The 26,295-nt window shown below is 43.9% G+C and carries 26 protein-coding genes; 19 read left to right on the top strand and 7 right to left on the bottom strand.

The window, feature by feature from the left end; all coding sequences use genetic code 11:
• Window positions 1-17: 17 nt before the first annotated feature.
• Entirely contained in the window at window positions 18-221 is a 204-nt protein-coding gene (locus tag AB1K89_RS01275) for a cold-shock protein (protein ID WP_252503398.1), read from the bottom strand.
• Window positions 222-369: 148 nt separating this feature from the next.
• Here AB1K89_RS01275 and AB1K89_RS01270 point away from each other — a divergent pair, with 148 nt between their 5' ends.
• The gene (locus tag AB1K89_RS01270) at window positions 370-1,014 is read left to right on the top strand and encodes an HD domain-containing protein (RefSeq protein WP_413053013.1); all 645 of its coding nucleotides are present in this window, start codon (window positions 370-372) and stop codon (window positions 1,012-1,014) included.
• Between the two features lie 56 nt (window positions 1,015-1,070).
• On the opposite strand, the gene AB1K89_RS01265 is transcribed toward AB1K89_RS01270, so the two are convergent.
• From AB1K89_RS01265 to AB1K89_RS01255, 3 genes are all read right to left on the bottom strand, one after another.
• Window positions 1,071-1,463 (bottom strand): YmaF family protein, encoded by a 393-nt coding sequence (locus AB1K89_RS01265; protein ID WP_413053012.1) that lies wholly within the window; start codon window positions 1,461-1,463, stop codon window positions 1,071-1,073.
• Between the two features lie 231 nt (window positions 1,464-1,694).
• The gene (locus tag AB1K89_RS01260) at window positions 1,695-3,146 is read right to left on the bottom strand and encodes a PQQ-dependent sugar dehydrogenase (protein ID WP_413053011.1); all 1,452 of its coding nucleotides are present in this window, start codon (window positions 3,144-3,146) and stop codon (window positions 1,695-1,697) included.
• Window positions 3,147-3,349: 203 nt separating this feature from the next.
• Window positions 3,350-3,889 carry a transcription repressor NadR gene (locus AB1K89_RS01255; protein WP_413053010.1) on the bottom strand — a complete coding sequence of 180 codons (540 nt, stop codon included), beginning with the start codon at window positions 3,887-3,889 and terminating at the stop codon, window positions 3,350-3,352.
• 90 nt (window positions 3,890-3,979) lie between these two features.
• Here AB1K89_RS01255 and AB1K89_RS01250 point away from each other — a divergent pair, with 90 nt between their 5' ends.
• From AB1K89_RS01250 to AB1K89_RS01205, 10 genes are all read left to right on the top strand, one after another.
• Entirely contained in the window at window positions 3,980-5,071 is a 1,092-nt protein-coding gene (locus AB1K89_RS01250; protein WP_413053009.1) for a branched-chain amino acid aminotransferase, read from the top strand.
• Window positions 5,072-5,138: 67 nt separating this feature from the next.
• Complete coding sequence (gene menC, locus AB1K89_RS01245) at window positions 5,139-6,251, top strand: o-succinylbenzoate synthase (protein ID WP_413053008.1); 1,113 nt, start codon at window positions 5,139-5,141, stop codon at window positions 6,249-6,251.
• 118 nt (window positions 6,252-6,369) lie between these two features.
• Window positions 6,370-7,170, top strand: a complete 801-nt coding sequence (locus AB1K89_RS01240; protein WP_413053007.1) for a DUF6612 family protein — start codon at window positions 6,370-6,372, stop codon at window positions 7,168-7,170.
• A gap of 186 nt (window positions 7,171-7,356) precedes the next feature.
• Window positions 7,357-8,610 (top strand): Y-family DNA polymerase, encoded by a 1,254-nt coding sequence (locus AB1K89_RS01235; protein ID WP_413053006.1) that lies wholly within the window; start codon window positions 7,357-7,359, stop codon window positions 8,608-8,610.
• A 168-nt stretch (window positions 8,611-8,778) separates the two neighbouring features.
• Window positions 8,779-9,111, top strand: a complete 333-nt coding sequence (locus AB1K89_RS01230; RefSeq protein ID WP_413053005.1) for a YolD-like family protein — start codon at window positions 8,779-8,781, stop codon at window positions 9,109-9,111.
• A gap of 74 nt (window positions 9,112-9,185) precedes the next feature.
• Window positions 9,186-10,940, top strand: coding sequence for an ABC transporter ATP-binding protein (locus tag AB1K89_RS01225; protein WP_413053004.1), 1,755 nt, complete (start codon window positions 9,186-9,188; stop codon window positions 10,938-10,940).
• Between the two features lie 5 nt (window positions 10,941-10,945).
• On the top strand, window positions 10,946-12,727 hold the full coding sequence (locus AB1K89_RS01220) for an ABC transporter ATP-binding protein (protein WP_413053426.1): 1,782 nt from the start codon (window positions 10,946-10,948) through the stop codon (window positions 12,725-12,727).
• A 323-nt stretch (window positions 12,728-13,050) separates the two neighbouring features.
• A complete protein-coding gene (locus AB1K89_RS01215; protein ID WP_413053003.1) occupies window positions 13,051-13,761 on the top strand; it encodes a cytochrome c biogenesis CcdA family protein in 711 nt (236 codons plus the stop codon).
• 69 nt (window positions 13,762-13,830) lie between these two features.
• Window positions 13,831-14,160, top strand: coding sequence for a thioredoxin family protein (locus AB1K89_RS01210; RefSeq protein WP_413053002.1), 330 nt, complete (start codon window positions 13,831-13,833; stop codon window positions 14,158-14,160).
• Window positions 14,153-14,677, top strand: a complete 525-nt coding sequence (locus tag AB1K89_RS01205) for a CcdC family protein (protein WP_413053001.1) — start codon at window positions 14,153-14,155, stop codon at window positions 14,675-14,677. Before AB1K89_RS01210 ends, AB1K89_RS01205 begins: the two co-directional genes overlap by 8 nt.
• A 24-nt stretch (window positions 14,678-14,701) precedes the next feature.
• Here AB1K89_RS01205 and AB1K89_RS01200 read toward each other — a convergent pair whose 3' ends face one another.
• Window positions 14,702-15,124 carry a DUF2621 domain-containing protein gene (locus AB1K89_RS01200; RefSeq protein ID WP_252503385.1) on the bottom strand — a complete coding sequence of 141 codons (423 nt, stop codon included), beginning with the start codon at window positions 15,122-15,124 and terminating at the stop codon, window positions 14,702-14,704.
• Between the two features lie 119 nt (window positions 15,125-15,243).
• On the opposite strand from AB1K89_RS01200, the gene AB1K89_RS01195 reads away from it, so the two are divergent.
• The 5 genes from AB1K89_RS01195 to AB1K89_RS01175 all read left to right on the top strand — a co-directional run bounded on the left by AB1K89_RS01195 (window position 15,244) and on the right by AB1K89_RS01175 (window position 17,433).
• Window positions 15,244-15,462, top strand: a complete 219-nt coding sequence (locus tag AB1K89_RS01195; protein ID WP_413053000.1) for a DUF1659 domain-containing protein — start codon at window positions 15,244-15,246, stop codon at window positions 15,460-15,462.
• 20 nt (window positions 15,463-15,482) lie between these two features.
• A complete protein-coding gene (locus tag AB1K89_RS01190) occupies window positions 15,483-15,701 on the top strand; it encodes a DUF2922 domain-containing protein (RefSeq protein WP_413052999.1) in 219 nt (72 codons plus the stop codon).
• 204 nt (window positions 15,702-15,905) lie between these two features.
• On the top strand, window positions 15,906-16,034 hold the full coding sequence (locus tag AB1K89_RS01185) for a YvrJ family protein (protein WP_252503382.1): 129 nt from the start codon (window positions 15,906-15,908) through the stop codon (window positions 16,032-16,034).
• A 109-nt stretch (window positions 16,035-16,143) separates the two neighbouring features.
• Window positions 16,144-16,743, top strand: a complete 600-nt coding sequence (locus tag AB1K89_RS01180; RefSeq protein ID WP_413052998.1) for an SCO family protein — start codon at window positions 16,144-16,146, stop codon at window positions 16,741-16,743.
• 27 nt (window positions 16,744-16,770) lie between these two features.
• Window positions 16,771-17,433, top strand: coding sequence for a lytic transglycosylase domain-containing protein (locus AB1K89_RS01175; protein ID WP_413052997.1), 663 nt, complete (start codon window positions 16,771-16,773; stop codon window positions 17,431-17,433).
• 51 nt (window positions 17,434-17,484) lie between these two features.
• Here the strand turns inward: AB1K89_RS01175 and AB1K89_RS01170 are convergent, their stop codons facing one another.
• Together AB1K89_RS01170 and AB1K89_RS01165 are read right to left on the bottom strand one after the other, a co-directional pair.
• Window positions 17,485-17,739 carry a GlsB/YeaQ/YmgE family stress response membrane protein gene (locus AB1K89_RS01170; protein WP_252503379.1) on the bottom strand — a complete coding sequence of 85 codons (255 nt, stop codon included), beginning with the start codon at window positions 17,737-17,739 and terminating at the stop codon, window positions 17,485-17,487.
• Window positions 17,740-17,849: 110 nt separating this feature from the next.
• Window positions 17,850-18,395 carry a cysteine hydrolase family protein gene (locus tag AB1K89_RS01165; protein ID WP_413052996.1) on the bottom strand — a complete coding sequence of 182 codons (546 nt, stop codon included), beginning with the start codon at window positions 18,393-18,395 and terminating at the stop codon, window positions 17,850-17,852.
• 279 nt (window positions 18,396-18,674) lie between these two features.
• On the opposite strand from AB1K89_RS01165, the gene acnA reads away from it, so the two are divergent.
• The 3 genes from acnA to AB1K89_RS01150 all read left to right on the top strand — a co-directional run bounded on the left by acnA (window position 18,675) and on the right by AB1K89_RS01150 (window position 26,282).
• Entirely contained in the window at window positions 18,675-21,389 is a 2,715-nt protein-coding gene (gene acnA, locus AB1K89_RS01160) for an aconitate hydratase AcnA (protein WP_413052995.1), read from the top strand.
• Window positions 21,390-21,563: 174 nt separating this feature from the next.
• Window positions 21,564-23,795, top strand: a complete 2,232-nt coding sequence (locus tag AB1K89_RS01155) for an S-layer homology domain-containing protein (RefSeq protein WP_413052994.1) — start codon at window positions 21,564-21,566, stop codon at window positions 23,793-23,795.
• 252 nt (window positions 23,796-24,047) lie between these two features.
• Entirely contained in the window at window positions 24,048-26,282 is a 2,235-nt protein-coding gene (locus tag AB1K89_RS01150) for an S-layer homology domain-containing protein (RefSeq protein WP_413052993.1), read from the top strand.
• Window positions 26,283-26,295 lie beyond the last annotated feature (13 nt).

Below are 26,295 nucleotides of genomic sequence, written 5' to 3'. Positions count from 1 at the left end.
TGTTTGTCATTCATCATTCATGTTATAGTCAAGACATTTGCCGCTTGGGGTCCGCGGTTACCTTCTACGATTTCAAAGGATACGGATTGGCCTTCATCCAACGTCTTGAATCCTTCTGACATAATGCCAGTATAGTGGACAAACACATCTTCACCGTTATCCGTTTCAATGAAACCATATCCTTTTTCATTGCTGAACCATTTTACTTTACCTTGGTACATGTTTATTCCTCCCTCGGCATTTCAATGTCTTTCCCATTATTAACATGGATGCATTAACTATACATGAATCGACAATATACGTCAATGTCATGCCTAAATTTTCTGTCGAATTGATTTTTAATATGATTATAAGAAAAAGGTGGATGCTATGGAAACGATAGTGCAAAACGTAACGGACCAGGTGGTCAATATTTATAGGAAGTTCGACGCCAGCCATGATTATGACCATATTTTACGGGTGATGAAAAATGCAGAGGAGATTGCACGGACAATGCCTAACGCAGATATGGTGATCATTAAGCTTGCCGTCCTGCTGCATGATATCGACGATCCAAAGTATAAAGAGGGTGGCAACGTGTCCGCTATGGAAGTGCTGCGTTCCGCAGGTGCAGACGATGAAATGGAGATGAACGTTTCGGAAACAATTAAGAGCGTATCATTTAATGGCGGAAACGAAGAAGAAATCGTCTCCATTGAAGGTGCAATTGTCAGGGATGCGGATCGCCTCGATGCTATTGGCGCTATCGGCATCGCCCGCGCTTTCGCTTTTGGAGGGGCGAGAGGAAGAAAACTCTATGATACGGACGAAATCACGAGAACTAACATGTCCGAGGATGAATACCGATCCAAAAACACGTCTACCGTCACGCATTTTCATGAGAAGTTGCTTTTATTGAAGGATTTGATGGTGACCGAGGAAGGAAAGCGTCTTGCAGAGGAGCGTCATGCCTTCATGCTTGCTTTCTTGGAACAATTCAAGACCGAAACCGGGTTTGATGGAAAAGGAAAATAAGCTGATAGTAAAGAGTAAAACCCCTTGGAGGTCCAAAGGGTTTGAGTCAGAAAACGCTATGTTAAACTTGTTCGTCCGCTATAACTGTGTCTATGGGGATTAGTAGTAACACTCTCACTTACAGTAGTAAAACCACTAAATTCATGATAATGGCCACCATTAGGAAGGTTAATAGCCGGACTTGTAACTCCATGAATCTCGTGTTGATGTCTATCATCGATAGATGTAAATGTAAAGTATCTATGAGTGTGGGGTACACCACTTGGGGCTGGTTCAGTAAGTCCGGCATATCTGTGCGTATGTCCTTCTTCAAAAGAAGTGACACCCTTAAATTCGTGGACATGAGCAGGAACGGGTCTTCCATCCCATCGAGTAATAAAAAGCTGATGGGAATGCGTAGGATTAGAATCATCTGAATGATACATGAATCCGGAAACCGGTATTTCCAAAAATTTAACTCCTTTTTGCTTTTTCAATACTATATGTATGGGAGTTGGAGCTTATGTCGATAAAGTGGTATATAGGGATCTAATTTCATTTAGATGTCATTTGGACAGACTTTCAGTCCCGTTTCGTTTATTAATTCATAAAATCAAGGTGTTCAGCTTTTAAATAACCGAAAAAACAAACAAAAAAGGGAGCCCGATTGCTCTCTTTTTTGTTTTATTCGATTCCATTAATCACTGGACAATTTCAAAAACAGTACCTTTGTTAAAATCAGTCACATTCATTGAGCCATAAACCCCTAAATATAGTCTTGTTTGATCTATATTCGCTCCTAAACTAACATAATAAGCCGATTGAGACCCAAAATTATAATCAGTCTGAATAACACTAAAATCATTTTGTTTACCATCTGCTCTTACCCTCGTATAAGCTAAAACCCCTCTACCAGGAAGAGTTCCCTCATCTCGGGCAATATCGGTAAACAGTACGCTTCCCGTTAAATCAGTGATTCCATTCCCCATATAGGCTTGCACTCCCGTAAGTGCAGTTCCTCCAAACTTGTCTGGTCGGGGATCTTGATGAAAATAACTTGTTAACGGTTGAAGACGTCTTGATGAAGTTTTTACTGCATCATTGAAATAGGCCATTGTTTTCTCATCAAGAGTCGGATTTGCAGAGCAGCTCCTTATGATCGAAGTAGGAAAAGCTCCTTCCCACCCACGCCAGCCAAAGTTAATAAATCCTTCTTGGTCAGGCTGAGATTTCATTAAAGAAGCTTGAATAAGCTGTGTAACCGGTATTGGTTTATATTGAACGAATGAAAAAATCGACTCTACTAAATCCTGCCCGACAATTCCTACATATTTAATATATTGATTATAAAACCGTTGAAATGAAATGCCTGGTATATTTCGAACCCCTTTGGCAATGACCGTAAGTGTTTCCTGAATAGTTGCGGGAAGTTCAGTAAAACGTGTAACTACCGGTGGATTTTGAATAAATGTATTCCTATCTACATCAATTTCAATTATTTTACCAGCTATTTCCATATTGTTCTGACTTAGATTAAATGGATCATAACCTGATCCGCCATCTCCGGTTGTTAAAACAAGTCTTCCTGTTTCAGGTGAAAAATTTAAGCTATTAACACCGTCATGATTAAAAAATGGTCTTCTTAAATTGAGCAATGTCCGTCGTTTTTGAGGTTGACCATTCAATTGTAAAGTCCATTCTTCAACTGTATCAATATGATCATATTGCGTTTCCCTATTTAGCCACTTTAAGTTTAAAGTGCTGGGGTCACACGGGTTAGGCTTAAAAAATTCGGGAAGACCACCTTGAGCCGGTCTTTCAGCTTCTGTTTGAGGAAGAGCGCCTGGACCTTGTGATCCGGCTACTGAATAATGAAGATAAAAAAGACCGTTATAATAAAAACCGGGATGAAACGCTAGACCTAATAATCCCCGTTCATCATATCCACCACCAGAAACACCAAGTTTTAAGATTCGCGGGCGAATATCTAAAAAAGTTCTTACCTCTCCGTTTCCTATGTAAAAGATTTCTCCTATCTGGGTTGCAATAAATAATCTTTCAATAGAGTCACCCGGAAGCACTGCTGTTTTCATAACGGTAGGTAAATTTATGTTGTTTACGATGGGCCGTAAGCCAACCTTGACTTTTCTCAACAACCTTTACACTCCTTTTTTATTGTTTTCTATGTTAAGAATATGATTAGTTTTGTTCCATTAGCACCAAATTCCCAGCGAGATAAGTTGAGGATAGGTTAGAGAACAATCGAATTTCATTAACAACAAAAAAACATCATCTGCTGAAAGATGATGTAGGTACGATAAAACTTGTTATGAAATTTTCTTTCGATTACTATCCGTCAGTCGACGAGGATGCCCGCTTTCTTCAATGCGATTTCGGCATTGTCGATTTGATGTTGTTCATCAGCGATGACTGTGTGGAGATGGATGCCTCCTTCAGCTAGATTGGACAGGTACGCTGCATTGGCTTCATTGACCCGCCTCATGAATTCCTTCACTTCCAGACGGTTTGCCACCATGATGGAGGCGCTTAAGTCACCGTAGACAGGGTGCTCTATTTTTACATCTTTCACAGTCAACCCATGATCGACGAGGATATTCAACTCTTCCTCCGTTTGCTCGGGTGTATGGTGGCAGACGAGCACTTTTTCAATTCTCTCAGGACCTGCCGACGCGTGCATATATATGTACCCTTGACTTGTCGCAAGTATAGGTTCATTCTTCGCTTTCAATAAAGTGATATCTCCGACGATGACTTGGCGGCTGACATTCGTCAGTTCTCCAAGCTCTTTGCCTGTCATCGGGTTGTCGGCTTTCTGCAATGTTTCGAGTATCAACTGCCGGCGTTCTTCCCCGGGCATCTTCTCAGTTCCAGTCAAAAGTCATCCCTCCATTTCATCCATTTTACCATATCTGTTTCCACTGTTTCGTGTATAATGAAAAAATACATAGTAAAAGGGGGATTTACGATGACGAATTTAGCAGTCCATGTTGAAAAGACCTTAAACCCGAAAACGAAGCCGGCATTTGATCAACTTTCGTTCGGCACTATTTTTACTGACCATATGTTTACAATGGATTATTCAGAGGAGCAAGGCTGGCATGATCCGAAGATTGTTCCGTATGAGCCGATCATGCTCGATCCTGCGGCAATGGTATTCCACTACGGTCAAACAGTGTTCGAAGGGTTGAAGGCGTATGTGACGGAAGATGAGGAAGTGCTTCTTTTCAGACCTGAGGAGAATATGAAAAGATTGAATCGTTCAAATGAAAGGCTCTGCATCCCGGCGTTCGATGAGGAACTCGCTCTTTCCGGCCTTCGGAAGCTCATCCAAGTCGATAAGAGTTGGATTCCGAATATTGAAGGGACATCCCTTTACATCCGGCCTTTCATTTTTGCGACGCAGCCGTATTTAGGGGTCGCTCCTTCAAAAACATATCGTTTCATGATCATTCTTTCGCCAGTCGGCGCCTACTACAAGGAAGGCATCAACCCCGTCAAGATAGCGGTCGAATCCGAATTCGTCCGTGCCGTAACAGGTGGGACAGGCAGTGCGAAAACGGCAGGCAACTACGCAGGTGCAATGAAAGCGCAGGAAGTGGCGGAAGCGAAAGGCTATTCACAAGTACTGTGGCTCGATGGGAAGGAACACCGATACATCGAGGAAGTCGGTGCGATGAACGTCTTCTTCAAATTGAACGGGGAAGTTGTCACACCCGAGCTTAATGGAAGCATTTTAGAGGGAATCACACGGAAATCCGTCATTGAATTGCTGCAGCACTGGGACATTCCTATTACAGAACGAAAGATTTCCATGGAGGAGCTTTACGAGGCTTACCAGTCCGGAATATTGGAGGAAGCGTTCGGCACGGGTACTGCAGCGGTCATCTCTCCAATTGGGGAACTTTATTGGAATGAAAAGAAAATCACCATTAATAATGGGGAGATTGGAGAACTGTCACAAAGGATCTATGATACGATGACAGGCATCCAGACTGGAAGAGCGGAAGACCCGTTTGGATGGCGGATGACAGTGGATGTTGAAACAGTAGGTAAATAATGCAGACATCCTGTCGCTACGGCAGGGTGTTTTTTACGCGTATATGTAAAAGAAAGGGGAATCCATTTTGCAAATTACAGAAGTGACGATCCGTAAGATGAAAATGAGAATGAGGGAACCTTTTTCAACAAGTTTTGGTACGATGCAGGATAAGCAATTTCTGTTGCTGGAAGTTCATGATGAGCTGGGGAACATAGGCTGGGGAGAATCGGTCGCTTTCGATGCCCCATGGTATACGGAAGAAACTGTGGAAACGAACTTGCATATGCTCCGTGATTTCCTTATCCCTCTGCTGCTTGGAAAGGAAATTGGACATCCTGATGACACTGGCCCCCTCTTTGCGCCGATACGCGGAAACAATATGGCGAAAGCCGCCCTTGAATGCGCCGTCTGGGACCTGTTCGCAAAACGGAAAGGGATTCCATTGGCTGAAGCGTTAGGCGGTCAACGTCAGAGAATCGAAGTCGGCATCAGTATCGGGATTCAAAAGGATCTTGCGAGTTTGATCGATAAAGTGCAAAGGTATTTGGAGGAAGGCTATAAGCGGGTCAAAGTGAAAATCAAGCCAGGAGCTGATATTGACGTTCTCCGAGGATTGAGGTCTGCTTTTCCGGACGTACCTCTTATGGCGGATGCAAATTCAGCTTATTCACTAGATGATATCGATTTATTGAAGCAGTTGGACGAGTTCGACCTTCTAATGATTGAGCAGCCGCTTGCACATGATGATATTGTTGATCACGCCGTATTGCAAAAACAATTGAAGACGCCGATCTGCCTCGATGAAAGCATCCATTCATTGGAAGACGTGCGGAAAGCGGTCGAGCTCGGAAGCACGAAAGTCATTAATGTGAAAATAGGGAGAGTCGGCGGCTTGTCCGAAGCGAAGCGAATCCATGATTATTGCATGGAGAGAGGTGTTCCTGTCTGGTGTGGCGGCATGCTGGAGGCGGGAATAGGGCGCGCCCATAATATTGCATTGACATCGCTCCCGAACTTCATCCTTCCAGGAGATACAGCGGGCTCGTCCCATTATTGGGAAAAGGATATTATTGAGCCCGAAGTGATTGTGGAAGATGGATATATAACAGTTCCGACTACTCCGGGTATCGGTTTTATGCCAGATCTCCGCACCATTGCGGAATTCACGACAGACATATGGCATTTTCGGGGAGATTGAAACATTTCCGATTTTCGGTGCAATGCAACTTCTCTTGCGAAATATCCGTCTAATGGATTGATGAAGTATGCATCTTCCAGTAAAATGAACGTAGGTTTTGAAGAGAGGAAGTTTACATGTGAAAAAAATAGTTAGTGCCCTTGCGATTGGTTCGCTCGTTTTTCTTTTGGCTGCTTGCACCAATTCGGGAGGGGCTCAAAAGAAAATGACAGCCGGAGATTTATTGGACAAATCCCAAGAGGCGATGGACACATCATTAAAAGCTGTCCGTTCTCATATTGTGTTTGATGATTACGCGGTGACCGTCTATGACGGCGATATTGAAAATCCCGAGAAAGCTGGCATGAAATACGATATGCAAGTCGAGGCTTTCCTTAATCCTGCTAAAGTGCATGTCCAATCAAAAGTCCTTCCGCGTGGCGTGAAAGCATATAATATGGATTTGTACCAAGTGGGAGATCAAGTGTTTGTCACTGACGACCGCAAAGGCGAATGGGAAGAATTACCGTCTGGTTCGATTGAAGAATTATTCGGCACATTAGTTTCGGAAACCTATCCGATTCTTGACTTGTCCAAGTTCAAAGAGTTCGAAGACGAATTTGTTTTGGAGCCGATCGAATACGGATATGCATTGAATTTAACTTTGAATCGCGATGGTTTCAAGCGGTTCAAGGAGCTTTTCCCGGATGCCGGTCCGCGTGAGGACGGCTTCAGCATCGTCGACAAAATGGAATTGGTCATCACCATCAATAAAAGCACTTCTTATGTGACTAGCTTCAAAATGTCATTGGATATGAGAAACTACAGCGGAGGGAACTCTTATCGGGCCCGCCAAAAGCTGAATGCTACATATAGCTATTTCAACGACATCGAAGACTTCAAGTTGCCAAAGGAAGTTAGTAATATGGCAGCGGAATGAACTGCAGAGGCATCTATCCTTTAACAGGATGGATGCTTTTTTTATTTGCAAAAAACGGGGCTAAAAGACTATTCCGTGGCAGTCCACTTTCCATTATGGCCAATTGGCAATAAGGACCATTGAATATGAACATTCGTTCCGGGTATACTGTATAGAACAAGTGTTCTTTACGGAGGGATACACGCTATGTACGAGAATTTGCCGGACCGGAAAATTGTATGCCTGGATATGAGGAGTTTTTACGCCAGTTGTGCGGCTGCAATGGAAGGATTGGATGTCATGGATACGCCAATCGCCATCATCGGCAATAAAGAACGGAAAGGAGGCATCGTCCTGGCTGCTTCTCCCGCCTTGAAAAAGGAATTCGGCGTGCAGACGGGAATGCGGCTATATGAAATTCCTGATGACCCGTCCATACGGCTTATTGAACCGAAAATGCAGTTTTATATCGATGTTTCCATGGAAATCGCGCGCAATTTGAACCGCTACGTGCCGAAGGAGGCAATCCATGTGTATTCCGTCGATGAAAGCTTCATTGACTTAGGAGGAACGGAACGTCTATGGGGTCCCCCTGAAAAAACGGTCGAGAGAATCCAAGATGAGCTTGTCAGCCAATTCCAGCTCAGATCCGCCTGCGGCATGGGACCGAATATGCTCATGGCGAAGCTGGCCCTTGACTTGGATGCAAAAAAGACCGGCTTTGCCCGCTGGACGTATGCCGATATACCTTCGAGGCTATGGCCGGTCGCGCCACTTAGCCGGATGTGGGGCATCGGCAGCCGGCTCGAAAGGACGTTGAACAATATGGGGATCTTCTCAGTAGGTGATTTAGCCCGCACGCCCCTCGAACGGCTTGAAACGAAATTCGGCATCATGGGCAACCAGTTGTATCATCATGCACATGGCATCGACTTGTCCGACCTTGGGGCGCCGCTTGTCGAAGGGCAAATCAGCTACGGTAAAGGGCAGATCCTATACCGCGATTACACGAAGCGAGAAGACATCCTCGCGGTCATCCTTGAAATGTGTGAAGACGTCGCATTGCGGGCGAGGGAAGCGGGCAAAGCGGGGCGGACAGTCCATCTGTCGATCGGATACTCGAAGAATTCACTCGGAGGAGGCTTCGGACGCTCCCGTTCAATGCATGAAGCAACGAATGACACGATGACTATTTATCGGCTCTGCACAAAGCTGCTCGACGAATTCCACGACGGCCGTCCGGTGCGGCGCATCGCCATTAGTCTGGCGAATTTGGAAAACGAATATGCCATGCAACTCAGCTTTTTCGATGAGCATAAGTGGCGCAACCGCCAACTTGGGGAGACGATGGATTCATTGCGGAAAAAATACGGTTCCACCGCTGTATTGCGAGCAGTTTCCTACACAAACGCAGGAACAGCCGTCCATCGGTCAAAGTTGATTGGGGGACATTACAAATAAATGTTACAGTAAGCTCCGTTGATTGGAGTGGAAGGCGGCGACTCCAGCGGGAAAGCGAGACAGGGGAGACCCCGGAGGGAGCGAAGCGACTGAGGAGGCTCTCCGCTCGCCCGCGGAAAGCGTCCGCCTGGAACGGAAATCAACAGTTTTGCAAAGGGAGATGATCAGATGATCCGTGACCGTGGACGTATCAAATGGACGGCGATGATGCTGCCGGAACATGTCGCACAGCTACGGGAATGGCAGAAGGAAGATGGGCTGCCGACAAGGCAACAGCCCGATGAACAGCAACTCGAACAATGGAACTATCAGATCCATGAAGCCGCAGAAAAGAATTTACAGATTTTCGTGCACTATTGGGACGATGAAACAGTGGCGGAGGTGAAAGGGCATATCCGAAAAATTGATACGTTAGAAGGGATGCTTCACCTCTTTTCCGAGAATGGTGAAACACATCGGATTCTGTTTGTCGACCTGAAAAGTATTTCAGAATCCGAATAATTTGAGTTTCGTACCTTTTCTATTGTTCAGACTTTTGATAGACTATTCAAAGATAGAGAAAAAGGGGGATTACTTTGAAAGTCTTACTGCAGCTTGGCTGGTTTTTTAAACAAAGGAAGAAACAATATGGACTCGGTGTCGCAGCGCTTGTGTTCGTCTCCTTATTGCAATTGCTTCCTCCGAAAATCATCGGCTTGATCGTCGATGATATTACGGAAGCCACATTGTCAGCTTCCGAGCTGACGAAGTGGCTCATCATCCTGGGGCTTGCCGGAATTTTAATGTACGTGTCCCGCTATTATTGGCGTGTCATGATTTTCGGCTCCGCAGTTCTTTTATCAAGGACGATGCGTGAGAAATTATTCAATCATTTTACAAGGATGTCACCTTCTTTTTATCAAAAGAGGCGTGTCGGGGATTTAATGGCCCATGCGACAAACGACATCAATGCCGTACAACAGACGGCAGGAATGGGGATATTGACGCTCGTCGATTCCATTTCAACGGGCGGATTCGTCATTTTGACGATGGCATTAACAATCAACTGGAAATTGACAGTCATTGCACTTATTCCGTTTCCATTCATGATTTTCTTGACAAGCTACTATGGAAGATTGCTGCGCCGGCGTTTCCGCTTTGCGCAGGAGGCGTTCTCCAATCTGAACGATAAGACGCAGGAAAGCATTTCTGGCATCAAAGTAATCAAAACATTCGGTCAGGAAAAGGAAGATATTGAAGATTTCACGGATCTTTCAACAGATGTCGTTGCGAAAAATATGAGAGTGGCAAAAGTCGATGCGCTTTTTGATCCGACCATCACAGGCATATTTGCGGTATCTTATATTCTATCCTTCTACTTTGGAACAAAATTCATCATTGCAGAGGAAATGTCCATCGGTGACATGGTTGCGTTCAGTACATACCTAGGGTTGCTTGTCTGGCCAATGCTCGCTTTCGGATTCCTATTCAACATTGTGGAACGCGGGAACGCTTCGTATAGCCGTATTATGGAGCTGTTGTCGATTGATCCTGATATTAAAGACGTCACAGGAGCAATTGATCGCCGTCCGGAAGGGGATCTGTTCTTCGATATCGAAGAATTCAAATTCCCGGACGATGAAAGTCCGGCGCTCTACGACGTCCATTTCACTTTGAAGCGGGGGGAGACGCTTGGAATTGTCGGGAAGACCGGTTCCGGTAAAACGGCAATCTTGAAGCTATTACTAAGGGAGTTTGAAGGCTATAAGGGAAGCATCGTCTACGGCGGGCACCCGATCAATCAATACAAGCAACAACGTTTGCGCGAATCAATTGGATACGTTCCACAGGACCATTTCCTATTTTCAACGACGATTGCAGAAAATATCGCCTTCACGAATCCGAAAATCGATCGGGAAAGGATTTACGAGGCGGCAAGGCTTGCACATATCCACGACGATATTACAGGATTTGAGGAAGGCTATGAGACAGTCGTAGGAGAACGGGGCGTTTCATTGTCCGGCGGCCAGAAGCAACGGGTGTCCATTGCACGTGCGCTGATTATGCAACCTGAATTGCTTATTCTGGACGATTCATTGTCAGCTGTCGATGCCAAAACTGAAGAAGCAATCCTTGAGTCGCTAAAGCAGACACGAACAGGCGAGACGACGATCATTACGTCACACAGACTAAGCGCCATCCAACATGCCCATAAAATAATCGTCATGCATGAAGGAACGATTGTTGAGGCGGGTACGCATGAAGAATTAATTGCTTTGGATGGAAGGTATAAAGAAATGTATGACTTGCAGCAATTGGAAGTGCTTGTCGAGCAAGGAGGGGAAGAATGATGCAGATGGAAAAACAGCCAAAATTGACAGCGAAGGACCAATGGAAAGTGTTCAAGCGGTTAATGCGCTATGCAATCCCGCATAAAGCGAGTATCTCGATCGCATTGTTCTTCCTAGTTTTGACGATTACGGGAAGCATTGTCGGACCACTCATCATCCAATCATTCATCGATAATTATTTGACGCCGCTTCACTTCCCGAAAAACGAAGTAATGACGCTCGCCCTCGTGTATATCGGGCTGCAAATCTTCATTGTCGTTGTGTCCTATTTCCAACAACTCCGTTTCCAGGACATCGCCTTAAAAGTCATTCAACAAATGAGGATTGATGTCTTCACGAAGGTCCAAGGACTCGGTATGCGGTATTTTGATAGGACCCCGGCTGGAAGCATCGTATCGCGTGTGACGAATGACACGGAATCGATCAAGGAAATGTTCGTCAGCGTCGTCGTCACTTTTCTGCAAGCGATTTTCGTCATTATCGGCGTCTATATTGCGCTCTTTTCACTTGATGTTAAACTATCGATTGTTTCCATGGTGCTCTTGCCGTTGTTTATGGCGATCATCGTTGTCTATCGTCGATACAGCGCTGATTTCTATCAGGACATCCGTGAGCGACTGAGCCAATTGAATGCCAAGATTGCAGAATCACTATCAGGCATGGGCATGATCCAGGCCTTCCGGCAAGAGGAGCGGTTGTCGAAGGAATTCGATGACATAAATGAAGGACATTATCGTGCAGGAATGCGGAACATCAAATTCGATAGTGTGCTATTAGGACCATTCATCGATTTGTTATATGCGTTCGCCATCGTTTTCGTCCTTGGCTATTTCGGATTCATGTCATTGGACAGTGCAGTAGAAGTAGGGATCATCTATGCATTCACCACGTTGATCGGCCGTCTATTCCAACCGGTCCAACAAGTAATGCAGCGGATGTCCATCTTCCAACAGGCACTCGTATCGGCATCGCGTGTATTCAAATTGATGGATGATCCGGATATGGAGCCTGCACAACAGGAAACAGAGCATAAGAAAATCCATGAAGGAACAATTGAGTTCCGGAATGTGACGTTTTCATACGACGGTAAAAATGATGTATTGAAAAACATCTCCTTCACTGCGAATGCCGGCGAAACGGTTGCATTGGTCGGTCATACGGGAAGCGGAAAAAGTTCCATCATCAACTTGCTCATGAGGTTCTATGAATATGACAAAGGAGAGATCTTCATTGATGGAGTCTCCTTGAAAGATTTGCCGAAAGCGGAATTACGGAAGAAAGTCGGCCTTGTCCTTCAGGATCCATTCCTTTTCTATGGGGATATTGAGAGCAACATTCGTCTGCATAATGAAGGTATGTCCTCGGAAGAAGTTCGGGCCGCAGCAGAATTCGTCCAAGCGAATGAGTTCATTGAAAAGCTGCCGGATAAATATTCACAGAAAGTGACTGAGCGGGGATCAACGTTCTCAAGCGGACAGCGCCAACTTGTCGCATTCGCCCGCACAATTGCGACAAACCCGAAAATCCTTGTGTTGGATGAAGCGACTGCAAACATTGACACGGAAACGGAAGTTGCCATCCAAGCAAGCTTGGAAAAAATGCGGAGGGGTCGTACGACAATTGCCATTGCCCATCGGTTGAGCACAATTCAGGACGCGGAGCTCATCCTCGTCCTCCACCAAGGCGAAATCGTCGAACGCGGAAACCACCAGCAATTACTGGCGCAAAGAGGGCTTTACTATATGATGTACCAACTGCAAAACGGTCTCGTGGAAGACGCCATGTAACGAACCGGTTCGCCAACGCATCTCTTGCGGAGGCGAGCCGGTTTATTTGTTTTGTCTAGCTCCGGGTGCTGAAAGGATGCCTTAATTTCTGCAAAAACCGCAGAAATACGGCAAATCGAACCCTTCGTAGTTCGATTTGCTCGGGTCGCTTCGGTCTTGAAGCAAAAGGCAAAAAACGCCTTTTGTTCAAGCTCTCCAGCGCCTGTCGCAACTAACCGCCACCCTCCGCTTTTCTTTGTTCAAAAACTGTTCACAGTCAAAATGAGCGAAATTCGGCTTCGGATTTGATACGATGGGGAAAGAAACATGAAGGGGAGAGAATGATGGCAACTGATTTAAATATTTTTCTAGCATTTGGCGCAGGTTTTCTCAGTTTCATTTCACCTTGCGTCCTGCCATTGTATCCAGCATTCATATCTTACATTACCGGCATGTCGATTGAAGAGCTGAAGTCTGATTCGAAACGGATGAATCGGAATGGCATGCTCCATACAATTTTCTTTTTAATCGGTTTTTCGGTCGTATTCGTCTTTTTAGGATTCAGTACATCTTTTGTTGGCAATTTCTTCATTCAATACAAGGATCTACTCAGACAAATCGGGGCCATTTTCATTGTCTCGTTCGGACTTATGGTCATCGGTCTATTTACACCGAAGTTTTTAATGAAAGAGCATCGACTGCAATTTAAAAATCGTCCCGCCGGTTATTTAGGGACAGCTTTAATCGGGCTCGCCTTCTCTGCAGGATGGCAACCTTGCATGGGACCGATCATCGGTGCGATTATCGGGCTCGCAGCAGCAAATCCAGGATCCAGCATGTTGTATATGATGATGTATGTGCTCGGTTTTGCGATTCCATTTTTCGTCTTGTCATTTTTCATTACAAGGCTTGGCTGGATTCGCAGAAACAGCAATCTAATCATGAAAGTCGGCGGTTATATTATGATTGCCTTCGGATTGTTGCTATTCTTTGATGGCATTGTCTATCTAACAAGCTTATTAAGCCCGATATTCGGGGATTTCCAAGGGTTTTAACAACGACTACCGAGGCCTCCGAGCATTTTGCTTGGAGGCATAATTGATTTTGAAGTGGAGGAACTGCCGATGGAAGAGATCGGATCTTTTAAACAATGGTTGGATATATCGGCGAGTGAGCCACAGCTATTATTGTTTGTAAAAACGGATCATTGTTCCGTCTGCGAAGGGCTTTATCCGCAAGTGGCCAGCTTGCAAGAACAATATCCAATCCCATTTTATAAAGTGAATGCGGCGCAAGTCCCTGAAATGGCGGGACAGCTCGCTTTATTCACCGCCCCCGTCGTTCTTCTATTCCATAAAGAAAAGGAAACGGCCAGGTTTGCCAGATTTGTTCAGATCGAACAGCTGAAGTACCGGTTGGATGAATTGGTGGAGTGGGGGGACGAGCATGCTTAAACTTCAGGAAATCATTGATTACATTTTCAATGAAATCCCTTCCGTTTACTTGATTATCGGTTCAACGCTGCTGTTTCTATTCATGGGGACGTTGGCGTTCATTGTGCGTACGAAAGCGGCAAAAAGGCCGATTTCGCCCAAAAAAATCATCTTGCCACCGCTGTTCATGTCGACAGGTGCGCTCATGTTTCTGTTTGAAGAATTCAGGGTGCCATTACCTCAAGTCATCGAATCTCTCTGTGTCGGACTATTGTTTTCAATTGTATTAATTAAAACGACGAACTTTGAGGAGAAGGATGAAAAGCTTTACGTCAAAAAGTCGAGAGCTTTCCTGATCATCCTCTTCGGTCTACTCATTGTACGTTTTATTGCAAAATTGATTTTAAGTAGCTCCATCGACGTTGGTGAGCTAGGCGGCATGTTCTGGATATTGGCATTCGGCATGATCGTGCCATGGCGCATCGGAATGCTTGTGAAATATTTCAAACTGAAAAATCGCATTGAAAAAGCCTCCTAATTCAAAAGGAGGCTTTTTTGAGTCTTAAAATAAATGCTCGTAAGGAGTGAGATCGATTTCCATGGAATCCAATTTCCTTCGTAAAAATTTATGATCGCGTTTTGGGGTGGCGACAATATAACCGCGGATAATATGATCAAAGCCAATTGTCTTAGCGCGGTCCTCCAACGCAATCTGACCGATTTTAGCGGCGATTTTCTGTTTGGCGACGTCACGGAATAATTCCGGAACGGGGCTGACGAGTTCATTCAATAAACTTTTCGCTTCCTCATTCCAGAGATGAAGGGATTCATTTACATAATGTTCTTCCCAGTCAAGCGTCGATTTGCCGTCTGCCTTCGGAAACACTTTTAGGAATTTGCGGAACATGAAGAAGCCCCCGATTCCGAAAAGCCCGATCAGGACGACACACCAAAAAATGATGAACCATATAAACAAGTCTTGCAACTATCTTCACCTCTTCCATTCTACTCCCCATTATAAGAGCATTTTCAAAAAAATACACGGACAAAGTATCCTTTCTCTCTTTCCTAGTCTATATAGAGGGTGAAAGGAGGGGAAAGCAAATGGCGACAATCGAATTTAGACATGCAGTCGGAAGAGTCTATTTCGACGGTGGTAGGACAGATGACGGGAAAATGATCCGCAAGTCAAAAACCTATCGTAATCTGGCAGCAGGCGCAACTGCGGAAAATCTGTATGATGCTCTTTCACAATTGGCGCAGCTCTCCGCATATCCATTTATCGGAGCGGAGAAAGTGGAAACAGCAGACATTATGAACTAATGGAAAAGGGGGAATAAAGAATGGCGAAGACATTACAATTGAGCTTCACGACAGCCAAAGGGAAGCAGACGTCGCTTACAGTGGACGAACCGAAAGACGGGTTGACGCCGTCAGAGGTGGAAGCTGCCATGCAGCAAATCATCAATTCAGGTGTGTTTGAAGTGGATGGCTCCCCGCTTGAATCGGTCAAAAGCGCCCGGATCATCGAACGGAATGTCACCGAACTAGTAAACGAATAATAATGTGCAGTTGGCTCCCAGTCCCGGACTGGGGGCTTTTCAAGTTCATATTTAGTTACATTATCAATCTAGCTCCGGACGCCAGAGGCTCGGGGTCATAAGTCAAAGATGCTGTGTGGCAAAGGGCACCACTTCGCATCTTCGCCTTATGCCTGTCGCCTCTAGGCAGGCGCCCTGCGCTTTATAAGAAAGGAGGGTTTCAAAATGGAACAATGGCTGGATTTCATACAGCAGATCGGTTTTCCGATCTTTGTATCATTCTACCTGTTGCACCGGCTTGAGACGAAACTGGAAGCAATTCACAAAGCGCTCGTTTCATTAAATGTGAAATGAACTTCACTGAAACGTCAATGTTTGGACAAGAACGATTAGGCCATGCGGTTGTTTGATAACAAACCATCCTCTATGATAAAGTAAGTATGGAAAGTGGAGGAGTCTGTATATGCGTAAAAAATTATTTTTATCATCCGTCATGATACTTATGCTACTATTGAGCGCATGTTCAATGGGCGGATTCAAAGCGGATCATAAGTATAAGATTGCCCCGTTCGAGTTCACGAATCAGCATCATAAGCAAGTATCTCTCGACGAATTGAAGGGAACTGTCTGGATTGCCCAGTTTGTCTTCACGAATTGTGAAACCGTTTGTCTGCCGATGATGGCTAATATGGCAGATCTTCAGAAGATGCTGCATGACGAAGGCGTCGAAGATTATAAAATTGTCTCATTCAGCGTAGATCCTAAAAATGATACGCCCGAAGCTTTGCAAGAATACTTGGATACATTCGATCCTGTCGATCAAACCAAATGGGAAATGTTGACGGGGTATAGCCAAGAAGCGATTGAAAAATTGGCAATCAGCTCTTTCAAGACATTCGTCAGCAAAACGCCAGGGGTAGACCAAGTCACCCACGGGGTTGCATTCAGCTTGGTCAATAAAGATGGAGTGTCCGTAAAGACGTATAATGGTGCGGAAGACGTGCCATACGAGGAAATTGTAAGTGATATGAAAGCGCTCATCAAAGAAGAGCCTAAATCGTAACGAGAAAGAACGGAAAAGGGTGGTGCAGTGAAAAAGAAGAAGAAAAAGGGATTATCGATTAAAACGAAAATATTCATGATCGTTTTGCTGATCCCCGTCGCTGTAACCACCTTCACCTTATCGGCAATCATTTGGACAGGCATCCAAAATCCCGAACTCATTAAGAAATCCGCAAGCACTTTGCTCGAGTTTCAGGATAGGCACACTGCATTGGTCATTCCTGAAAAGTATATTCCGGTCTATAAAGCGGCTGCAGAGGAGTACAATATACCTTGGACTCTTCTCGCCGCCCATCATCGGATTGAAACCCGTTTTTCAACGATGGATCCTTTGTTGTCCCCTGCAGGTGCGGAAGGGCATATGCAGTTCATGCCTTGCACATTCGTAGGTTGGGGATATCCGGGCTGTGAAGGGCTTGGAAAAGGAAATATACCGGATAAGGACAAGACCGATCCCGCGATCATTCGAAAATATGGCGGGTATGGCGTTGATGCAAACGGGGATGGAATTGCCGATCCTTTTGACATTGAAGATGCCATATTTAGTGCCGCGCATTATTTGTCCAAAAGTGGGGCGGCCGACGGGGAAATTGAAAAAGCGATTTTCCATTATAACCATAGCGACAAATATGTCGAAGATGTCTTGTGGTTCTTCAATGAATTTGAAAATCAAAGACTCGAAAACGAATAAAAAAAGCGTCAAGGGAAAAATCCCTTGACGCTTTTTGTTACCTTTTTACAATTAAGTAGCTCTGCGCATCGACTTCATAATCAAGCTCACAATAAACACTAGAATAATCGCACCGAGCAATGCAGGAAGGATGTAGAAGTCTGAAACTTTAGGACCCCACGATCCGAGCAACATTCCACCGATCCATGCACCGACAATACCTGCAATGATATTACCGATGATTCCGCCTGGAATGTCTTTTCCTAAAATAAGGCCTGCGAGCCAACCGATAATTCCTCCGATAATTAGAAACCAAATAAAACTCATTTACTCCATCTCCTTTTTAGTAATTCATAATTGCTTATGTAGTATTTGGATATCCGTTTTTTCCATACCTTAAACATATATCGCAATAGAATTACTAAAAAAAATCATAATTAGCGGATGACTTTGGCTCCTAGCGTCTTTTCAAAATGTCGCAGTGCCCATTCGTGGCCGGCCGGATCGAAGCTCGCCACACCTTTTTCATGGATGACGATATCAAAGCCCCGATTATATGCATCGACCGATGTATGAAGAATGCAGATGTCCGTACAGACGCCGACAAGATGCACTTCAGTTATCCCACGTGCGCGCAGCTGTAATTCAAGGTCAGTTCCTGCAAAGGCGCTAAAACGCGTTTTATCCATCCAAACAATCTGATCCTCGTTCTCTTCATATAAAGTTTGAAGTGTGCCATATAAATCCCGTCCTGGAGTCCCTTTAATGTTATGGGGAGGAAACATCTTCGTTTCTGGATGATACGGATCGTTTTTTTCATGCAGGTCGACAGGCATAATGATAAGATCGCCTTGATTCAAAAATTCTTTCGTCAAGTCGACGATATACGTTTCGAGGTCTATGCCGGGTTGACCGCAAGTCAGAGCACCATCCTCCGCAACGAAATCATATGTGTAATCGATTACTAACAATGCTTTTTTCAACAATCCCACTCCCTTTACATATCTTCCTACCCATCATGCCACATATATAGAAAAAATTCAGTAGAATACTAACATTTGAATCTAAAACTTTGCACGAACAAGTCTTTCAGAATATACTTGGCAATGAGCGGACTCTATATGCCTTCATACATATGGTCATCATGTTTTCTTATGAAAGACTATAATTTATATGTATTTTACTTATCAACAAAGCTGTACTATGATGGAGTAGAGAAACGCTTACACACAACCTTTTCAATAGATAAAGGAGGAATAACAATGGCAAAAAGCAATTTGCACAATAGCCGCCAATCATTCGAATTGAATGGCAAGACGTATAACTATTATCGTCTTAAAGCCCTCGAAGAAGCAGGCATTGCGAATATTTCCAAACTACCTTACTCAGTTAGAGTGCTACTAGAGTCCGTCTTGCGCCAACATGACGGTTATGTGATCAAAGATGAACACGTTGAAAACTTGGCAAAATGGGGCAAGGATGCAGATAAGGACGCAGAAGTTCCTTTCAAACCTTCCCGTGTCATCCTGCAAGACTTCACTGGAGTACCAGTTGTCGTTGACCTTGCATCGCTTCGTTCAGCAATGGCTGAAATGGGCGGCGATCCAAATAAAATCAATCCCGAAATCCCGGTAGATCTCGTTATCGACCACTCCGTACAAGTTGACCGCTACGGTACACCGGATGCACTCCGCCTTAACATGGAACTTGAATTCGAACGTAACGCTGAGCGTTATCAATTCCTGAGCTGGGCACAAAAAGCTTATGATAACTACCGTGCTGTCCCTCCTGCGACAGGTATCGTTCACCAAGTAAACCTTGAGTACCTTGCTGCTGTTGTCCATGAAGTGGAAAACGAAGACGGCACTTTTGAAACATATCCTGATACACTTGTCGGTACTGACTCCCATACGACGATGATCAATGGGATCGGTGTCCTAGGATGGGGCGTTGGCGGTATCGAAGCCGAAGCTGGAATGCTTGGGCAGCCTTCATATTTCCCGATTCCTGAAGTTATCGGTGTAAAACTCGTTGGAGAACTTCCAAATGGAACGACAGCGACTGACCTTGCCCTTAAAGTGACACAAACACTTCGTGCGCATGGCGTAGTCGGTAAATTTGTCGAGTTCTTCGGACCTGGAGTTTCCAAATTACCTCTTGCGGACCGTGCAACAATCGCGAACATGGCACCTGAATACGGTGCTACTTGCGGATTCTTCCCGGTCGACGAAGAGTCGCTAGATTACATGCGCTTAACTGGCCGTGATGAAGATCACATCCAAGTCGTCAAGAAATATCTTGAAGAGAACGACATGTTCTTCACTACGGATAAAGAAGATCCGACATACACAGAAGTAATTGAAATCGATCTTACGAAAATTGAAGCGAACCTTGCTGGGCCGAAACGTCCTCAAGACTTGATTCCACTTTCAGAGTTGCAACGTTCATTCAAGGAATCCGTTGTTGCTCCTGAAGGGAACCAAGGATTCGGTTTGACGCCCAAAGAATTCGAAAAGAAAGCAACAGTCGAGTTCGCAGATGGCCGTACAGTCGGTATGAAAACAGGGGACCTTGCGATTGCAGCGATCACTTCTTGTACAAACACGTCCAACCCTTACGTTATGTTAGGGGCAGGTCTTGTTGCTAAGAAAGCTGTCGAAAAGGGGCTTACACCTCCTGCATACGTGAAAACGTCACTGGCGCCGGGTTCAAAAGTCGTAACAGGATACCTAGAAGACTCCGGTCTCTCAAAATACTTGGATCAAATCGGATTCAACACAGTCGGTTACGGTTGTACAACATGTATCGGAAACTCCGGTCCGCTTCTTCCAGAAATCGAAAAAACGATTACTGCAAACGACCTGTTAGTTTCATCAGTACTATCCGGTAACCGTAACTTCGAAGGACGTATCCATCCGCTCGTAAAAGCAAACTACTTGGCTTCACCGCCACTTGTCGTCGCTTATGCGCTAGCTGGAACTGTCGATATCGACTTCGAGAAAGATCCAATTGGTAAAGCGAAAGACGGTACAGATGTGTACTTCAAAGATATCTGGCCATCTTCGGAAGAAGTGAAGGAAGTCGTAAAAGCGACAGTAACACCTGATCTATTCCGTAAAGAATATGCTCGTGTATTCACAGAAAACGAAGCGTGGAATGCAATTGAAACGACAGACGATTCGTTGTACGATTTCGATGAAAACTCGACATATATTCAAAACCCGCCGTTCTTCGAAGGTCTATCCAAAGAGCCTGCTGATATTCAAGCTCTTTCAGGACTTCGCGTCATCGGTAAATTCGGCGATTCGATCACAACGGACCATATTTCTCCTGCAGGTGCCATCGGTAAAGATACGCCAGCTGGTAAATACTTGCGTGAACACGGCGTAGAGCCACGTTACTTCAACTCTTACGGTTCCCGTCGTGGTAACCATGAAGTGATGATGCGCGGTACGTTTGCGAATATCCGTATCCGTAACCAAATTGCGAAAGGCACTGAAGGCGGCTATACAACGTACTGGCCGACAAAAGAAATCTGCCCGATCTATGACGCAGCTATGCGTTATCAGGAAGATGGAACAGGCCTTGTAATCCTTGCAGGTAAAGACTACGGTATGGGCTCTTCACGTGACTGGGCTGCTAAAGGTACATCACTACTAGGTATCAAAACAGTCATCGCTGAAAGCTACGAGCGTATTCACCGTTCAAACCTTGTCATGATGGGTGTTCTTCCACTTCAATTCTTGAATGGCGAAAGTGCAGAAACACTTGGCCTTACAGGAGAAGAGGAAATTAGCGTAAACATCGCGGAAGGCGTAAAACCACGCGATATCCTAAAAGTGACAGCAACTGCAAAAGACGGCTCCGTCAAAGAGTTCGACGTGTTGGCACGTTTCGACTCTGATGTAGAAGTCGACTACTACCGTCACGGCGGAATCCTTCAAATGGTTCTTCGTGATAAAATGAAAAACAACTAATAGAAACAACAAAGGCGCCCGAGAAAATCGGGCGTTTTTTTTTGTGTATTAATCTTTACTCAAGATGCTCTTCATTGCTATGAAACTTCGTCTCGTTCTATTCTCCGACGGACAATCATATAATCTAAAGATTGCTTACAAACGTACAAATATATGAATTTTAGGAGGATTATTTTGGCGAAAATAAAAAAACTAGGTTTGATTGTCACCTCTTCTGTTTTGTCTTTTGGTATGTTTTCATCAATGGTCAATGCTTCAACTTCAGAGAATGGACAACCAGAAAAAGTACGAATCCAAGTCGCTTCCACTGATACTGCCATCACGAAAGATCAATTGATCAATAAGTTTCGGAAGATGTTCCCCAATCAATTTGATTTCTTGACGAACAGTGATTTTCAAATGAGCAGTGCGCATATTTTCCCAGAGGACGAAACGGTACGGCATGATCTATATTTCACCAAAACCATTAATGGCAAGCGGGTAGATGGGAATATAGGGTTTGTCGGCGAGGAATTGGACATTGAGTACTTCTCCTATCAGCCTCCTAACGTCACGGATGCTTTATTCCCTGCAAAAGTATCAAAAGAGGAAGCAAGAAAAATAGCAGAAGATTTCATGAAGAAATTTCTTGACGGAAAAGAGTATCAGTTAGAAACGGATACGTTCAACTATTATCCGCAACAGATCTTAACAGAGCCGGTACGCTACTCATTTTCATACACACGTACGGAAAACAAAATTTCCATCGCCGATCAAAGAATGGAAGTATCCGTTTTAGGTAACGGTGAAGTCGTCAGTTTTTATAAGATGTTCCCACGGTCTAAATCATCGACTTTTGATGATGCCACAAAAATTAAAGATAAGAATGAAATGGTGAAGAAAGTAAAAGATAATCTGTCTGTAGAATTGAATTATCAAATCAACTACGATTACCGAACGAGCGACCGCAACGTACAGCTCGTTTACCGGCCAACGGCAAAATTGCAAGGCGTTGAAGCGGCAACAGGGAAGTGGATGACTGCAAACGGCTACTCAGCAGACCTTCCGAGCAAGACGAAAATTGAAAAGATCACAGCAAATCCGATTCCTGCAAAGAAGGATGGAATTACTGTAGAAGAAGCGAAAAAGATTGCCGAACAATTTCTTGCTGTCGATTCTGATAAATTTACATTAAGGATCGAGTCAATTCATGAAATGGAGAACTATAATGGAGTTCCAGTCATTTACGTACAATACATGTATCAGTATGCAAATGGCGGATCAGGGGGAAGTTTAGAACTCAATAAAAATACAGGTGAAATTATTCACTACTATAATATGAAAGATCACCTGATGAAGGAAATTGGAGAGAATCCTAAAAAAGAGAAAAGCCTTTCCAAACAAGAGGCACTCAGCCAAGCTGTTAAGCATTTGAAACAATGGGTCCCTTCCTATCTTCATAACTATGCAATGCCGATAGAAGAACCTTATTTTGACGAAGTATTGGGTACGTATCAGTTTTCCTTCCCTAGAGTTGTAAATGGAATTGTCGTCAACGGCGATCAAATTCATGTCGGGATAGCGGCTGACGGTTCTTTGAACAGCTTAAGTGTCAATTATCAAGAAATCGAAAACTGGCCATCGAGCGACGGTGTTATTTCCGAGCAAGAGGCTAAAAAGATTTTGGAAGAGGCACTTAACCTGAAGCTTACGTATATGAAACATGCGAAAAGTGAAAAAGAAAATCACTATGACCTCGTCTATGTACCAGTATTCAACGATGACCCATTTAGTTATTTGAATGCCGACACAGGGGAATGGAATAACCTATTTAACGGAAAAGATTCAATAACCGTATCACATGCCTGGGCAGAAGAAGAGCTCAATTATCTTATTAACGCCAAAGTGTTGGATGTGAAGGATGCTAAAAGCTTTAACGGTGATGCTGCCATTTCAAAAGGGGAAGCATTGAAAGTGCTCATGAACTCACTCACCTATTTCTATTATGGCGGATATTACTTCGGCCAGGAAGAATTGAACCAAACATTTGATAACATAAATCCAAAACACCCGTTATACCAGGAGATTGAACGTGCAGTTGAAGCAGGTATCATTAAAGCGGATGGAAAGAACTTCGATGTCGATGCACCCGTCACAAGGGAAGAACTATCGGTTTGGATGATCCGGGTGTTGGGGCTAGAGCAGGCGGCAAAGGATAGCAATATTTTCAAACTCGGTTTCGAAGACGCAGATAAGGTTCAATCCAAAAATACAGGTTATGTAGCTATAGCAAACTCCTTGGGCTTATTTAAGGAAGAGCAAAAACGGTTCAACCCTGATCGAGAAGTGTCCTATGCAGAATTGGCAGTGTCAACAATTCGCCTAGCTCATGCAATTGCTGAAAATGGAAGAGGGTTGCGGTATTAGTCCAATAGGCATTTAGATATTGAGTGGCGCTAGGACCGCATTCGTCCCTATATTGGGGGGAATGCGGGCTTTTTTTATGTCTTCATAAAATACATAATTTAACTTTACATAACAGTATTTAACAGCTACAATAGACATAATTATTAATAATTTATATATTTTGTAATTTAAAATAATATGAATTACAAAATATAAGAAGTGGAGGGCTAAATAAAAAAGATTCCAACATTACACAAACTTAGGGGGATTATTATGGCGAGATTTAAAAAAGTAGGTATGATTTTAACTTCATCTGTTTTGTCTCTTGGCATGTTTTCATCGCTAGCAGATGCTTCAACTGCAGTAAATGGACAACCTGAAAAAGTACGGATCCAAGTTGCTGCCACTGATATTGTTGTCACGAAAGAAGAATTGATCAAGACGTTTCGGGAAATGTTCCCGAGTCAGTTTGACTTTTTAACAAATAATGATTTCCAAGTGAGAAGTTCGCATATTTATCCGGAAGATGACACGATACGGCATGATCTATTTTTTACAAAGACCATTAATGGGAAGCAGGTATACGGGAATATAGGGTTTGTTGGAGAGGAACCGGAAATTGAGTATTTTTCCTATCAACCTTCTAATGTGAAGGATGCTTTGTTCCCTCCAAAAGTCTCAAAAGAAGAAGCAACAAAAATAGCAGAAGATTTTATGAAGAAATTTCTTGACGAAAAAGAATATCAATTAGAAACGAATACTTTCAACTATTATCCACAACAGATCTTAACAGAGCCGATTCGTTACTCATTTACTTTTGCACGTACAAAAAATCAGGTCTCGATTGCTGACCAAAGATTGGAGGTATCTGTTCTAGGGAATGGTGAGATCGTTGGTTTTCACAAGATGTCTCCACAAGCTGCATCATCCTCCTTTGACGATGTTACACAAATAAAAGATAAGAATGAGTTAGTAAAGAAAGTAAAAGAAAATCTTTCTGTAGAATTGAATTATCAAATTAACTACGATTACCAAACGAGCGACCGCACTGTAGAGCTTGTCTACCGACCGTCTGCACAATTGCAAGGCGTTGAAGCGGCAACAGGGAAGTGGATGACTGCAAATGGCTACACGTCAGAATTTCCAGGTAAGACAAAAATTGAAAAGATTGCAGCAAATCCACTTCCGGCAAAACAGGACGGAATCACAGTAGAAGAAGCGAAGAAGATCGCCGAACAATTACTTGCGATTGATTCTGATAAAATAAAATTAACGATCGATTCAGTTCAGGAAAGAGAAAACTACAATGGAATGCCAGTTATTTCAGTCCAATATATGTATCAGTATAGAAATGGAGGAAGTGGATCAAGTTTAGAAATCAATAAATATACAGGCGAAATTGTCAACTACCACAATATGAAGGATCACCTACTATCGGACTTCGGAGAGGATTCTAAAAACGAGGATGGCCTTTCCCAACAGGAGGCACTTAACCAAGCTGTGAAGTTTCTAAAGGAATGGGTCCCTTCCTATTTGCATAACTATGCAATGCCTGTAGGAGAACCTTATGTTGACGAACGAGTAGGTTCGTATCATTTCACATTCCCAAGAGTCGTAAACGGGATTATCGTCAATGGAGATCAGATTTATGTATCGATAGCGGCTGACGGTTCTTTAAACGGTCTGAACGTTGATTATCAAGAGATGGAAAGCTGGCCATCGAGCGATGACGTAATTTCCGAGCAAGAGGCAAAAGCATTAATCGAAGAGGCGCTTAGCCTTAAGCTCACATATATGAAGCATGCGAAAAGTGGTAAGGAAAATCATTATGATCTCGTCTATTTGCCTGTATTTAACGAGGAACCGTATGGTTATGTGGATGCTCATACAGGAGAATGGAATAACTTGTTTAGCGGCAGAAATTCAGTCACCGTTTCACATCCTTGGGCGGAAGAGGAGCTCAATTATCTCATTAACGCCAAAGTGTTGGATGTGAAAGATGGAAAGAGCTTTAACCCCGATGCTGCCATTTCAAAAGGGGAAGCATTGAAAGTGGTTATGAACTCGCTCACCTATTTCTATCGTGGCGGTTATTACTTCGGAGAAGAAAACATGAACCAATCGTTTGATAATATCGATTCAAAACATCCATTATATCAGCAAATTGAGCGTGCGGTTGAATTGGGTATCATCAAAGCGGATCGTGAGAACTTTGACGTCGATAAGCCGATCACAAGAGAAGAACTTTCGGTTTGGATGATCCGCGTTTTAGGTCTGGAGCAGGCCGCGAAAGATAGCAGCATCTTTAAATTAGGCTTTGCTGATGCCGATAAGGTGCAATCTGCGAATGCAGGTTATGTAGCCTTGGCAAATTCACTAGGCTTGGTAAAAGAGGAGCAAAACGCATTCAATCCTAAGCGTGAAGTGACGTATGCAGAGCTGGCGGTGTCAACGATTCGACTAGCGCATGCAATCGCTGAAAGTGGAAGAAATCTTCGGTATTATTAACCGACAAACGATA

This window comes from Sporosarcina pasadenensis, assembly GCF_047228845.1.
Lineage (GTDB): Bacteria > Bacillota > Bacilli > Bacillales_A > Planococcaceae > Sporosarcina.
The sequence above is the reverse complement of the archived record's forward strand: the minus strand, read 5'-3'. Positions and strand labels throughout refer to the sequence as shown.